Annotated in this window: 10 protein-coding genes and 1 pseudogene; 6 read left to right on the plus strand and 5 right to left on the minus strand. The window is 69.3% G+C overall.

Annotation, left to right across the window (positions count from 1 at the left end; all coding sequences use genetic code 11):
- Nucleotides 1-307: 307 nt before the first annotated feature.
- Nucleotides 308-2,548, minus strand: a complete 2,241-nt coding sequence (locus ABTV91_RS15395; protein ID WP_433852203.1) for a TonB-dependent receptor — start codon at nucleotides 2,546-2,548, stop codon at nucleotides 308-310.
- A 163-nt stretch (nucleotides 2,549-2,711) separates the two neighbouring features.
- Between ABTV91_RS15395 and ABTV91_RS15400 the strand changes: the two genes are divergently transcribed.
- Nucleotides 2,712-4,118, plus strand: coding sequence for a GntP family permease (locus tag ABTV91_RS15400; protein ID WP_433852204.1), 1,407 nt, complete (start codon nucleotides 2,712-2,714; stop codon nucleotides 4,116-4,118).
- A 692-nt stretch (nucleotides 4,119-4,810) separates the two neighbouring features.
- Here ABTV91_RS15400 and ABTV91_RS15405 read toward each other — a convergent pair.
- On the minus strand, nucleotides 4,811-5,215 hold the full coding sequence (locus ABTV91_RS15405; protein WP_433854202.1) for a ComEA family DNA-binding protein: 405 nt from the start codon (nucleotides 5,213-5,215) through the stop codon (nucleotides 4,811-4,813).
- Between the two features lie 127 nt (nucleotides 5,216-5,342).
- Between ABTV91_RS15405 and ABTV91_RS15410 the strand changes: the two genes are divergently transcribed.
- The 4 genes from ABTV91_RS15410 to murU all read left to right on the plus strand — a co-directional run bounded on the left by ABTV91_RS15410 (nucleotide 5,343) and on the right by murU (nucleotide 8,973).
- Nucleotides 5,343-6,836 (plus strand): M20 family metallopeptidase, encoded by a 1,494-nt coding sequence (locus tag ABTV91_RS15410; RefSeq protein ID WP_433852205.1) that lies wholly within the window; start codon nucleotides 5,343-5,345, stop codon nucleotides 6,834-6,836.
- Between the two features lie 64 nt (nucleotides 6,837-6,900).
- Nucleotides 6,901-7,170, plus strand: coding sequence for a GlsB/YeaQ/YmgE family stress response membrane protein (locus ABTV91_RS15415; protein ID WP_433852206.1), 270 nt, complete (start codon nucleotides 6,901-6,903; stop codon nucleotides 7,168-7,170).
- 91 nt (nucleotides 7,171-7,261) lie between these two features.
- Nucleotides 7,262-8,275: an aminoglycoside phosphotransferase family protein gene (locus ABTV91_RS15420; protein WP_433852207.1), complete on the plus strand. Its 1,014-nt coding sequence runs from the start codon at nucleotides 7,262-7,264 to the stop codon at nucleotides 8,273-8,275.
- Entirely contained in the window at nucleotides 8,272-8,973 is a 702-nt protein-coding gene (gene murU, locus ABTV91_RS15425; protein ID WP_433852208.1) for an N-acetylmuramate alpha-1-phosphate uridylyltransferase MurU, read from the plus strand. Before ABTV91_RS15420 ends, murU begins: the two co-directional genes overlap by 4 nt.
- Before the next feature lie 294 nt (nucleotides 8,974-9,267).
- Here murU and hda read toward each other — a convergent pair whose 3' ends face one another.
- The 3 genes and pseudogenes from hda to ABTV91_RS15440 all read right to left on the minus strand — a co-directional run bounded on the left by hda (nucleotide 9,268) and on the right by ABTV91_RS15440 (nucleotide 12,236).
- The gene (gene hda, locus ABTV91_RS15430; RefSeq protein ID WP_433852209.1) at nucleotides 9,268-9,963 is read right to left on the minus strand and encodes a DnaA regulatory inactivator Hda; all 696 of its coding nucleotides are present in this window, start codon (nucleotides 9,961-9,963) and stop codon (nucleotides 9,268-9,270) included.
- The gene (locus ABTV91_RS15435; RefSeq protein WP_433852210.1) at nucleotides 9,960-11,129 is read right to left on the minus strand and encodes an AI-2E family transporter; all 1,170 of its coding nucleotides are present in this window, start codon (nucleotides 11,127-11,129) and stop codon (nucleotides 9,960-9,962) included. Before ABTV91_RS15435 ends, hda begins: the two co-directional genes overlap by 4 nt.
- Nucleotides 11,126-12,236: pseudogene (locus ABTV91_RS15440) on the minus strand (DUF2066 domain-containing protein). The gene ABTV91_RS15435 and the pseudogene ABTV91_RS15440 overlap by 4 nt, the downstream one beginning before the upstream one ends.
- 97 nt (nucleotides 12,237-12,333) lie before the next feature.
- Between ABTV91_RS15440 and purM the strand changes: the two are divergent.
- Nucleotides 12,334-13,392: a phosphoribosylformylglycinamidine cyclo-ligase gene (gene purM, locus ABTV91_RS15445; RefSeq protein ID WP_433852211.1), complete on the plus strand. Its 1,059-nt coding sequence runs from the start codon at nucleotides 12,334-12,336 to the stop codon at nucleotides 13,390-13,392.
- The last annotated feature ends 6 nt before the right edge of the window (nucleotides 13,393-13,398 follow it).

Consider the following 13,398-nt stretch of genomic DNA (forward strand, 5'->3'; position numbering starts at 1 on the left):
TGAACCACCACGCAAGCCAAGGCAGCAAGCGCAGAGGAGCCGCACAGCGCACCCGCTCCCGTAGGAGCGGCTTCAGCCGCGATGGCGCATTCCCGATGAACCACCGCGCACGCCAGCAAAACTGTCTCCAGCAATTCCAGGAAAGCCCTGTCGCGGCTGAAGCCGCTCCTACCGGGACCGTGCGAGGACGGAAGGACGTCATTCATGGCAGAGCCGCGCGAGCGGCGGCGCACGCGGGTGGATGCCATGAAAAACCCTCCCTGCGGGCGCAGGGAGGGTTTCGATCCACGACCGCGGAACGTGCGCCTCAGAAGTTGTAGCGCAGCGACACGTACCAGTTGCGCGGCAGGCCGTAGTAGGCGGTCTGGATGTTGCCCACGCTGGCGAACTCCTGGCCTTCGGTCTTGTACTGCTTGTCGGTCAGGTTGCGCACGCCGGCGCGCACCTGCCAGGCCATCTGCGGCGAATCCCACACGCCGTAGACGCCGAGCAGGGTGTAGGCGTCCTGGCTCAACACGTCGCGGTTGTCCACGCTCAGCCATGTCTTGCCCCGGTAGGAAACATCGCCGCCCAGGGTCAGTGCGCCGCTGTCGCCCAGCGCGAACACGTGCTGCAGCGCCACGCGCGCGGTCCAGTCCGGCGAGAACGGCACGTGGTCGTGGTTCACGTTCGGGTCGAAGCCCGGGTAGGACGGATCGAGGCGGAAGTCCTCGAACTTGTCGTACCTGGCGTCCATCCAGCCGACCTGCGCGCTCAGCGTGGTGGCCTCGCCCAGCAGCGCGCTGCCTTCCAGTTCGATGCCCTTGATGTTGAGCTTGGCCGCGTTGAGCACCGGGAAGGTGCCCACGTCCTGCGAGACGCGCGCCTGGAAATCGCTGTAGTTGCTGTAGAAGGCCGCCGCGCTGCCGCGGAAGCGGTGGTCGGCCGAGCTGCCCTTCAGGCCCAGCTCGTAGGTCCACACGTATTCCGGATCGAACTTGGCGTGCCGGGTGTCGTAGACGGTATTGGCGCGGCCGTTGAAGCCGCCCGACTTGAAGCCGCGGTTGGCCGACACGTAGCCCATCAGGTTGTCGCCGAACGCCTTCTGCAGGCTGACCGACGGCGTCACCGCCGTCCACGAGGCATTGGCGGCGAAGGCCACGGTTTCGTTCAGCGCGGAGAACGGCGCGCCCCAGAAGGTGCTGGTGGAACGGTCGTAGTCCTTCTTGTCCCTGGTCCAGCGCACGCCGGCGGCCACCGTCCAGCTCGGCACGAACTCCCAGTTGACGTGGGCGAAGGCGGCGTTGGACGTGGTGGTCAGGTCGTCGTCGATGGTGCGCAGGAACGGCACCTTCGCGCCCAGGAACGAGAACAGGTCGTCGGCATAGGCCTCCTGGTACGAGGGCACGTTCTCCTTCATGTAGTACGCGCCGAAGGTGGCGTGCAGGTTGGAGCCGTTGTCGTAGTGCAGCTGGAATTCCTGGCTGGTCTGGTCCTGGTCCAGCGCGACCAGCACGTCGCCCAGCTCGTACTCGGAAGCGTCGATGTCGATGTACGACTCGGTCTTCAGCTTGCGGTAGGAGGTGATGCTCTTCAGCGTCCACTGCCCGTTGATGTCCCAGTCCATCGCCAGCGAGGCGCCGGAGTGCTTCAGGGACTGCCCCTTGCCATCGTCGAAGGACGTGCGCGCGCGGCGGTTCCATTCGCCGGTCTGCCCGGGCTGCAGCACGATCACGCCGGCTGGCGCCAGGCTGGTCTGGCGCAGGGCGGCCATCGGCCGGCCCATGGTCAGCGCGGCGTCCTGCTTGGTGGTGTCCACGCTCAGGGTGGCGCGGAAGTTGTCGGTCGGGTTCAGCGCCAGCTTGAACCGCAGCGCCTCGGTGTCGTCGTCGTTGTAGCGCCTGCCGGTGTCGGCGTCCTTCACGTAGCCGTCGTTGGTGATCTTGGCGCCGGCGATGCTGGCCGCGACGGTGTCGCTGAGCTTGCCCGACACGTAGAAGCGGCCTTCCAGGCGGCCGTAGTCGCCGGCCGTGACTTCCACCGCGCCGCCCTCGTTGTCGAACGGGTTCTTGGTGGTCAGCTTGATCGCGCCGCCGGTGGAGTTCTTGCCGTACAGCGTGCCCTGCGGGCCGCGCAGCACTTCCAGCTGCTGGATGTCGAACAGCGAGAACAGCGCGCCGTTGATGCGCGAGTAGTAGACATCGTCCACGTACATGCCCACGCCCGGGTCGAAGGTCTGCAGTGCGTCCGGCTGGCCGATGCCGCGGATGAACACGTTGACGCTGTTGGCCGAGCCGCGGCCCTGGGCGATGTTCATGTTCGGCACCGCGCCCTGCAGGCCCTCCACGGTGGAGGCCTGCAGGTCCTTGATCTGCTCCTCGCCGAAGGCGGACACCGCCACCGGCACGTCCTGGATGGACTCGGTGCGGCGGCGCGCGGTCACGGTGACTTCGTCCAGCTGGGTGGCCTGCGGCTGGCCGGCCGGCTGCGGCTGCTCCTGGGCCTGCACGAACGCGGCCGGGGCCAGCAACGCACAGCCCACGGCCATGCTCAGATACTTGCGCTTCATTGGTCTCCCTCCTCCCGGGTATGACGCGGCGGCACACGGATGCCGCCCATGCTGCGCACGTTAGCCGGGCGCCCGGAGCCGGAGCATCGTCCGTTCGTACAGTGGGCCGGCCGGCCACGGCTCCGGATACTCGCCGGCATCGTGTCTGGCCGCGGAGCCGTGGATGTCGTTTCTGATCGTACTGGCGGCGCTGTGCTTCCTGATGTTCGTGGCCTACCGCGGCTACAGCGTGATCCTGTTCGCGCCGGTGGCGGCGCTGGGCGCGGTGCTGCTGACCGACCCGACGCTGGTGCAGCCGATGTTCACCGGCCTGTTCATGGACAAGATGGTCGGCTTCCTGAAGCTGTATTTCCCGGTATTCGTGCTGGGCGCGGTGTTCGGCAAGCTGATCGAGATCTCAGGCTTCTCCAAGTCGATCGTCACCGCCACCATCCGCCTGGTCGGCGCGCAGCGCGCGATGCTGTCCATCGTGCTGGTCTGCGCCCTGCTCACCTACGGCGGCGTGTCGCTGTTCGTGGTGGTGTTCGCGGTCTACCCGTTCGCCGCCGAGCTGTTCCGCCAGAGCAACATCCCCAAGCGGCTGATCCCCGGCACCATCGCGCTGGGCGCCTTCACCTTCACCATGGACGCGCTGCCGGGAACGCCGCAGATCCAGAACATCATCCCGGCCTCGTTCTTCGGCACCACCGGCTGGGCCGCGCCCTGGCTGGGCGTGATCGGCACGGTGGTGATCCTGGCCCTGGGCATCAGCTACCTGGAATGGCGCCGCCGCGTGGCCGTCGCCAGGGGCGAGGGCTATTCCGGCACCCACGAGGAGTTGCGCAACGAACCCGAACCCTTCCAGGGCGACCGCCTCGCGCATCCGCTGGTGGCGGTGCTGCCGCTGGTGCTGGTGGGCGTGGCCAATTTCCTGTTCACCCGCTGGATTCCAGGGTTCTACGGCGAAAGCCAGTCGTTCGTGCCGGCGGTGATCGGCAACCCGGCGCCGGTGGTGCAGGAAGTCTCCAAGGTCGCCGCCATCTGGGCGGTACAGGGCGCCCTGCTGCTGGGCATCCTCAGCGTCATCGCCTTCGCCTGGAAGCCGGTGGTGGCCGCGTTCGCCGAAGGCACGAAATCGGCGATCGGCGGCGCCATGCTGGCCTCGATGAACACCGCCTCCGAATACGGCTTCGGCGCGGTGATCGCCGCCCTGCCCGGCTTCCTGATGGTAGCCAACGCACTGGGCTCGATCCCCAACCCGCTGGTCAACGAGGCCATTTCCGTCACCGCCATGGCCGGCATCACCGGCTCGGCCTCGGGCGGCATGAGCATCGCGCTGGCGGCGATGGCCGACAGCTTCATCGCCAACGCGCAGGCCGCCGGCATCCCGATGGAGGTCCTGCACCGCGTGGCGGCCATGGCCTCCGGCGGCATGGACACCCTGCCGCACAACGGCGCGGTCATCACCGTACTGGCCGTCACCGGCCTGACCCACCGCCAGTCCTACAAGGACATCTTCGCCATCACCCTCATCAAGACCCTGGCCGTGTTCGCCATCATCGGCGTGTACTACGCCACCGGCGTGGTCTGAGGCGGCAGGCCAGGTATCGGCGTGCGCCCGGGATTCCGGCGCGCGTGCCGCAACGTGCGCTTGATGCCAGCCGGCAACGCCGATACCGGAAGCGCCGCGCCGCCGGAGAGCGGACCACCCCTCCGTATGCCACCGGCGTTGCGTGGCAGCGAAGGGAATGGGACGAAGTGGCCGCAAGCCTGTGCTGCCAGCAGGCCATTCCAGGAAACGGGGCGCACGGCGCCATCAGCGGCATCCGGCCGATCCGCTCCTCCCTGTTGGCCGAACGCGGCGCCAACGACGCCCAGCCCGGGCTGCGACAGCCGAGGACGGGCGCCCTACGGCATGCCTGCCAGCGCTACCCGGCGCGCGGTCTGGCGCTCGGTTCTCGGTAGTGAGGGTTTGGCGCCGCGGCCGCGGTTCCGGGCGAGCGCCAGCGGTCTTCATTGCACGGCCAAGATGCAAAAGATGGATAGACGCGATGCGGGTCGGTGCGCGGGGACACGCCTGATACTCGACACCTGAAGCCTGACGCCCGCACCCGGCACTCCGGCAACGCGCCGAAAAAAGAATCGCCCGGCTGCACGTCACTGTGCAACACCGGGCGATATTCACATCCCTGTAGGCGTCCTGCCTTCCCCAGCCTCCTGGCTGTCCGGGGTTCTCCGTGTGGCCGTCATCCGGACGACGCACTTGTCGCGATTCCCTTCCGCTCAGCGCCTCTCGACCGGCTTGGGCGTCGCCGCCTTGGCGTTCCTGGCAGCGGAGGCGGTTCCTGCGCCCACGCCGATCAGGTCACGATTCCGTTCGACCGTCTTCAACCCGATGCCCTTGACCAGCGCCAGTTCCTCGACGCTCTTGAAGGGACCGTTCGCCTGTCGGTATTCGACGATCGCCTGCGCCTTGGCGGCGCCGACATTCACCAATACCCGGTCCAGCTCCGCCGCGGTGGCGGTGTTGATGTCGACCTTGTCCGTGGCTTGCGCCGATGCGGTCAACAACAACGCCAGAACCAGTGACTTCAGCATCACGGTGAAAAGCTTCATCGCTGCAACTCCTTGTGGCTTGGACTGGAATGCCGGCATCCCCGCCGGCCAGACCAGTGTTCCGCGCCACATGAACACAGCCTATCCGCCGCGCCTCCAGCCCACAGCCGGCAAACCGCCCGATTCCTTGTAGGAAAATTCCTACAAGACGGACGGCGTAGAATGGGCGCATCTGAAACCTTGCAACCGGAGTTCCCGAATGGACAGCGCCAAGCTCGGCCAATTTCTCAGCGACAAGTGGGACAACGACATCGTCCCGCAGCTGGTCGACTACATCCGCATCCCCAACAAGTCGCCGATGTTCGACGCGAACTGGGTTGCCAACGGTTACATGGACCAGGCCGTGGCGCTGATGGAAAGCTGGGCAAAGGCGCAGAAGATTCCCGGCCTGCAGGTCGAAGTGGTCCGCCTGGAAGGCCGCACCCCGCTGATTTTCCTGGAAATCCCGGCTTCCGGCCCGGAAACCGGCGATGACACCGTGCTGCTCTACGGCCACCTGGACAAGCAGCCGGAGATGACCGGCTGGGACGCCGACCTGGGCCCGTGGAAGCCGGTGCTGCGCGGGGACAAGCTGTACGGCCGCGGCGGCGCCGACGACGGCTACGCCATCTTCGGCTCGCTGGCCGCCGTGCTCGCGCTGCAGGAGCAGGGCCTGCCGCACGCCCGCTGCGTGATCCTGATCGAAGCCTGCGAGGAATCCGGCTCCTACGACCTGCCGGCCTACGTCGACCACCTGGCCGACCGCATCGGCCAGCCGTCGCTGGTGGTGTGCCTGGACTCGGGCTGCGCCAACTACGACCAGCTGTGGTGCACCACCTCGCTGCGCGGCCTGACCGGCGGCAACTTCACCGTGAAGGTGCTCAACGAGGGCGTGCACTCCGGCGACGCCTCCGGCGTGGTGCCCTCGTCCTTCCGCCTGCTGCGCCAGCTGCTGTCGCGCATCGAGGACGAGAACACCGGCCGCATCCTGCTCGAAGGCCTGCACACCGAAATCCCGGCCGAGCGCCTGCAGCAGGCCAGGCGCGCCGCCGAAGTGGTCGATACCGCCATCTTCGACAAGTTCCCGCTGGTCGACGGCCTCAAGCCGATGAACGAGGACCTGACCGAGCTGGTGCTCAACCGCACCTGGCGCCCGGCGCTGTCGGTGACCGGCATCGGCGGCATGCCGCCGCTGGAATCGGCCGGCAACGTGCTGCGCCCGGAGACGTCGGTGAAGCTGTCGCTGCGCCTGCCGCCGACCGCCAACGGCAAGGCCAGCGGCGAACTGCTGAAGGAAGCGCTGCTGCGCGACCCGCCGAACGGCGCGCAGGTCACCCTGGACCTGGAAAAGGCCTCCACCGGCTGGAACGCGCCGGCCATGGCGCCGTGGCTGGAGCAGTCCATCGACGACGCCAGCCAGGCCTTCTTCGGCAAGCCGGCCATGTACATGGGCGAAGGCGGCTCGATCCCGTTCATGGGCATGCTGGGCGAGAAGTTCCCCGGCGCGCAGTTCATGATCACCGGCGTGCTCGGCCCGCATTCCAACGCGCACGGCCCGAACGAGTTCCTGCACATCCCGATGGGCAAGCGCGTCACCGCCTGCGTGTCGAAGGTGCTGTTCGACCACCACGCGGCCAGCCTGCGCGGCGAAACCAGCGGCTCGCCGGTGGCGGCCGACAGCGGCACCCGCCACGGCGGCCACGGCTGCTGCTGAGCGGTGCGATGACGACGCAGCCTGGCCTTGCTAGGCTGCGTTTTTCCTTGAAGCGGGCGGGCACATGAGCGGATTGTTTGGCAGCGACAGCTGGCTGTACATCATCCTGGTCGGCTTCGTGGTCGGCCTGCTGGGGCGCTTCTTCATGCCCGGCAACAACCGCATGGGTTGCCTGCTGACCATCGTGCTGGGCATCGCCGGCGCGGTGTTCGCCGGCTGGTTCGGCCGCTACATGGGCTGGTACGCCGCCGGGCAGCCGGCTGGCTTCATCGGCGCCATCATTGGCGCGATCGCCCTGCTGGCGCTGCTGCGGCTGGTCAGCGGCAAGCGCTGAACGTTTGCTCCCTTCCCTTTCGAACACCGGAACGCCGCAGGGCACTGCCGCCCTGCGCGCGGTCCATGGCACCTGTGAGCACGCTCCACCGATGACCCCGGACATTTCCCTCGAACCGCAGCGCGCGCGGCAGCGCCTGGAATGGGCACGCCACCAGTTGGGCGACGGCGCGGCCGACATCGAGCGCGCGTCGGTGGACGCCGGGTTCCGCAGCTACTGGCGCGTCACCGGTGGTGCCGGCAGCCACATCGTCATGGACGCCCCGCTCGGCCTGGAAGACCCGCGGCCGTGGCTGCGCATGCGCGAACTGCTGCTGGCGCACGGGCTGCGGGTGCCGGCCCTGCTCGCCCAGGACCTGGACGCCGGCTTCCTGCTGCTGGAAGACCTGGGCGCGCCGACCCTGGCGCGGCTGCTGGATGCCGACAATGCCGACACATGGTTCGACCGCGCCATGGAGCAGCTGGTGCGGCTGCAGTCGATCCCGGTGCCGGACGGCTTCGGCCATTTCGGCGAAGCGCTGCTGCAGCGCGATGCCGGCCTGTTCGACGAATGGTTCCTGCAGCGCCATCTCGGCCTGCAGCTGGACTGCGGCGAGATCGAAGGCCTGCAGCTGGCGCAGCGGCGGTTGATGGACAACGCGCTGGGCCAGGCGCAGCTGATGACGCACCGCGACTTCATGCCGCGCAACCTGATGCCGGTGGAAGACGGCCCGGCGGTGCTGGATTTCCAGGACCTGGTGCGCGGGCCCATCGCCTACGATCCGGTGAGCCTGTTCAAGGACGCTTTCCTGAGCTGGCCGCTGGAACGCGTGGACGGCTGGTTGGCGCGTTACCACGAGCGCGCGTGCGCGGCCGGCCTGCCGGTGCCCGACCGTGCCACCTTCCTGCGCGATGCCGACTGGATGGGCGTGCAGCGGCACCTGAAGATCCTCGGCATCTTCTCGCGCCTGCATTACCGCGACGGCAAGAGCCATTACCTGGAAGACGTGCCGCGCTTCATCGCCTACCTGGACGAGGTGCTGCCGCGCCATCCGCAGCTGTCCGCACTGCGCACGCTGCTGGAAGAGCGCATCAAGCCGGCGCTGGCCGGACAGGCCGCACGATGAAGGCGCTGGTTTTCGCCGCGGGGCTGGGCGAACGCATGCGCCCGCTCACCGAACACACGCCCAAGCCGCTGCTGCACGCCGGCGGCAGGCCGCTGATCGCATGGCACCTGGAAAAGCTGGCCGCGCTGGGCGTGCGCGACGTGGTGGTCAACACCTCGTGGCTGGCCGCGCAGTTCCCCGAGGCACTGGGCGACGGCAGCCGCTGGAACCTGCGCCTGCACTATGCCTACGAAGGCCCGGTGCCGCTGGAGACCGGCGGCGGCATGCTCAACGCGCTGCCGCTGCTGGGCCAGGCGCCGTTCCTGGTGGTCAACGGCGACATCTGGACCGATTTCGATTTCTCCCTGCTGCCGCGCGAACCGGCCGGCGAAGCGCACCTGGTGCTGGTGGACAACCCGCCGCAGCACCCGCAGGGCGACTACCGCCTCGACGCGCAGGGCGTGCTGCACCACGACCGCGATGCGCCCTGCCTGACCTATGCCGGCATCGGCATGTACCGTCCTTCGATCCTCGACGGCTGGCGCGCGGTGATCGGCGATGCGCCCGGCAGCGAGCGCACGCCGCCGCGCTTCAGCGTGGTGCCGCTGCAGAAACACTTCATGGCGCAGGGTCGCATCACCGGCCAGCATCACCGCGGCCAGTGGACCGACGTCGGCACGCCGCAACGGCTGCAGGCGCTGGAAGAAGCCCTCTCGTAGCAGCGCACCCTGGTGCGTGACGGGGCTTCCCCGGTGAAGCCTCGTGCGGGGCAAGCCCCGCACCTGCGGAAACCACTGCGCCAACGCTCTGTTCACCGCGGGCCGGGGCTACGCGCTCGGCACCGACATTCAGAGCGCCAAGGGCAACCTCGACCTACTCGGTTCGCGGGAGCAGGTTCCACCCGCGAGGGAACGAATCTGTCGTAGGTACGGGGCTTGCCCCGTACCTGCGCAAGCCGCCTGCCTCGCATGGAACGTTCCCGGTGCCCCCGGCAAAGGCGATAACCGCGTCGCTCAGGACGCGTCCAGCACCTTGCGCAGGAACGGCACGGTGATGCGCCGCTTGGCCGCGAGCGACTCGCGGTCGAGCCGGTCCAGCAGCACCACCAGCCCGCCCAGGTCGCGGCCGGTGCGGGTGAGCAGCCAGTCGATGGCCGCCTCGTCCAGCGCCAGCCCACGCCGGATCGCGCGCTCGCGCAGGACCGCGCCGCGCCCGTTGTCGTCCAGCGCGTCCAGCACGATGCGCCCGCACTGCGACAGCCGCGAGCGCAGGTCGGGCAGCACCAGGCCCAGCGCATCGGGCGCGGCCGTGGCGGTGTAGAGCAGGGTCACGCAGGCGGCGCGCGCGCGGTTGTGGAAGTCGAACAGCGCCACCTCGTCGTCGCGCTGGCCGGCGATGGCGTCCAGGCCGTCCAGGGCCACCACGTCGCGCCCTTCCAGCGCTTCCAGCGCATCGCGCAGGCGCCCGGCCGCGGCCTGCAACGGCAGGTAGGCCGAACCGCGCCCGGCCTGCTCGGCGGCGGCGCACACGGCCAGCGCCAGGTGCGTCTTGCCGCTGCCGGCGGGACCGACCAGGTAGATCCAGTCGCGGCTGCCGCCGGTGGCGGCGGCGCGCAACTGCGCCAGCGCCCCGTCCGGGGCGCCGATGAAGCTTTCCAATCGCTGGTCCGGCGGATAACGCAGGGCCAGCGGCAACTGCGGCACGCTCACTTCGGTTCGGCGTCCTTCGGCACGATGCCCATGCCCGCGGCGGGCTCGCCGCTGGACTGCAGCACGATGGTCGGGCCGTGCCCGGCGTACAGCTCGCTCTGCCGGTAACGCTCGTGCGCGTAGCGCAGCAGCACGTTGATCACCGCCGCCGCCGGCAGCGCCAGCAGCATGCCGAGGAAGCCGAACAGCTGGCCGCCTGCCATCACCGCGAAGATCACCGCCACCGGGTGCAGGCCGATCTTGTCGCCGACGATGCGCGGGGTGAGCACGTAGCTCTCCAGCAGCTGGCCGACGACGAACACCACGCCGACCAGCGCCAGCAGCTTCAGGTCCACGCCCTGCGCCTGCACCAGCGCCGCCAGCACCGCCAGCACCACGCCGGTGGTGGCGCCCAGGTAGGGAATGAAGCTGATCAACCCGGCGACCAGGCCGATCAGCAGGCCCAGGTTGAGCCCGACCATCGTCAGGCCGGCCGCGTACACCACGCCCAACGCCACCATCACCGCGATCTGCCCGCGGATGAACGCGCCCAGCACCTCGTCGGATTCGCGCGCCAGCCGCGACACGGTCTCGATGTGGTTGCGCGGGATCATCGACGCGACGCGTTCGACCAGGCGGTCCCAGTCGCGCAGGAAGTAGTAGGCGAGGATCGGCAGCAGCGCCAGGTTCACCACCCAGGTCACCATCGCGAAGCCCGAACGCGACACGTAGCCGAACAGGGTGGTCGCCGCGCCGCCGGCCTGCTGCCAGTGCGTGCGCACCCATTCGAACAGGCGCTCGGGCTCCAGCCAGCCGAGGATCTCCACGCCGGTGCGCTGCTCGATCCACGGCAGCGCCGTGCCCATCAGCCATTCCTGCGCCTGCGGCAGCGCCGCCACCAGGGTCACGATCTGGCGCTGGATCATCGGCACCAGGATCAGCAGCGCCAGCGCGATCAGCAGGATCATCAAGGCGAACACCAAGATCACCGCGGTGTTGCGCGAACGGCCGCGCGCCTCCAGCCGGTCCACCAGCGGGTCGCCCAGCCAGGCCAGCATCAGCGCGACCACGAACGGGGTCAGGATCGGCGCCAGCAGGCCCATCACCCACAGCGCGAAGGCGCCCAGCACCACCCATTTCAGGCGGCGCAGGAACAGCGCGATCTCGTTCTCGGCGGTGCCGCTCATCGGACGCGGTACTCGGCCGGGCCGGACGACGCGGGCTGGCCCTCGGCCGGCGGCGCCACCGGCTGCAGCGCGGCGTCGGCGCCGAGCATGCGGTTCAGCCCCTGCAGGCCGCTCATCAGCTCCAGGTCCAGTTCCAGGCGGTCGCCCGAGGCCTGCACCGGCACGATCGAACGCACCACCGCCACCGATTGCAGGGTCGCGGCCACGCGCAGGTAGTCGGCCGCGGTGCGCAGACCATTGATGCGGATGCGGTAGGTGCCGGCCGCGCCGGCCACCGGCGCCTTGGCGTAGCGCTTGACCAGCGCGTCGGCCGCGCCGTCGGCGCCGCCGGCCATCGCGCGGCGGGCATCGCCGTCGCGGGTGGTCCATTTGGCCAGTTCGCGGCCGTCGTCGACGAACACCCAGTCGGCCATCCAGCCGCCGCCACCGGCGCGGTAGCTTGCCGACCAGCTGCATCGGCGGGGCATAACGCGCCGAGGCGCGGGCGATGGCCGCGGTGTCCTGGCGCCAGATCGCGCCGACCAGCGCCTGTTCGGCCGCGCCGCCGCCGGGCAGGCCGAGGCGGAAACCACGCTCGATGGCGCGGTCCAGCAGCGGACGCGCCGCGTTCGCCTGCTGCACGCCCACCAGGCGCGGGCCGCTGCCGTCGTCGATCGCCATCCATACCACCGGCTTGGGCCGCGGCTGCGGCCATACCGGCAGCCCCAGCGCCGCCACCAGGCCATCCACGTCGTCCTGGTGGAAACGCGCCACCAGCATGGTGCGGAAGCTCGGCGCGCCGGACGCCGAGACGCTCTGGTCCTGGCGGTAGTCGTAGCTTTCGACCATGTCCCTGGCGCTGCGCAGCGCCTGCGCCACGCCCGGCCGGGTCATCGCGCTGCGGTCGCCGGACAGCTTGCCCAGCACCGCGCCCAGCGCGCGCGCCAGCGCGCCGTTGCGGTCGGCATCGCCCTGGCTGTTGACCGGTACCTCGGCCTCGTAGGGGTTCTGCGCGCTGGCCACGTCGCCTTCGGTACGCATGCCGGACTGCGCAAGCGCCGCCGGGACGGACAGGCAGAGCGCCAGAAACAGGGAAAAGGCCAGGCTGCGACGCATTGAGGGTTCCATTGCTCGACGGTTCCGGTGGGAATTGTTGCCCGAATGCGGCCTTGGCGCCAACGTGGCCTGTTAAAATCGCCCGTTCACCCCGCCAGTGCAGCCGCCCGTGACCAGTTCCCCGACTTCCGCCAACTCTCCCCTGACCTACCGTGACGCCGGCGTGGACATCGACGCGGGCAACGAACTGGTCGAACGCATCAAGCCGCTGGTCAAGCGCAGCTTCCGTCCCGAGGTGATGGGCGGGCTGGGCGGCTTCGGCGCGCTGTTCGACCTGTCGGGCAAGTACCGCGAGCCGGTGCTGGTCTCGGGTACCGACGGCGTCGGCACCAAGCTCAAGCTGGCCCAGCAGCTCGGCCGCCACGACACCATCGGCATCGACCTGGTCGCCATGTGCGTGAACGACGTGCTGGTGCAGGGCGCCGAACCGCTGTTCTTCCTGGACTACTTCGCCACCGGCAAGCTGGACATCGACACCGCCGCGGCGGTGGTCGGCGGCATCGCCAACGGCTGCACCGAGGCCGGCTGCGCGCTGATCGGCGGCGAGACCGCCGAGATGCCGGACATGTACGCGCCGGGCGAGTACGACCTGGCCGGCTTCACCGTGGCCGCGGTGGAGAAGAGCGAGCTGAAGGACGGCTCCAGCGTGCGCCAGGGCGACGTGCTGATCGGCATCGCCTCCTCCGGCCCGCACTCCAACGGTTACTCGCTGGTGCGCCGCATCTACGACCGCGCCGGCCAGCCCGCCGAGCTGGTGCTGGAGGACGGCGTGAAGCTGGTGGACGCGCTGATGGCGCCGACGCGGCTGTACGTCAAGCCGATCCTGTCGCTGCTGAAGGAACACGGCGCCGCCATCCACGGCATGGCCCACATCACCGGCGGCGGCCTGACCGAGAACATCATCCGCGTCGTGCCCGACGGCCTGGGCCTGGACATCGACGCCGGCAGCTGGACCCTGCCGCCGGTATTCCAGTGGCTGCAGCGCGAGGGCAACGTCGCCGACAGCGAGATGTGGCGCACCTTCAACTGCGGCATCGGCTTCGTGCTGCTGGTGCCGGCCGACCAGGCCGCCGCCATCGGCGCCTCGCTCGACGCGCTGCAGCTGGCGCACTGGCGGATAGGCGAGGTCGTCGCGGCCGCCGGCGGCGAGCGCGTGCGCATCGGCTGAGATTTC

Origin of the sequence: Stenotrophomonas nitritireducens (genome assembly GCF_050984405.1) — a bacterium.
Classification (GTDB): Bacteria; Pseudomonadota; Gammaproteobacteria; order Xanthomonadales; family Xanthomonadaceae; genus Stenotrophomonas; species Stenotrophomonas nitritireducens_B.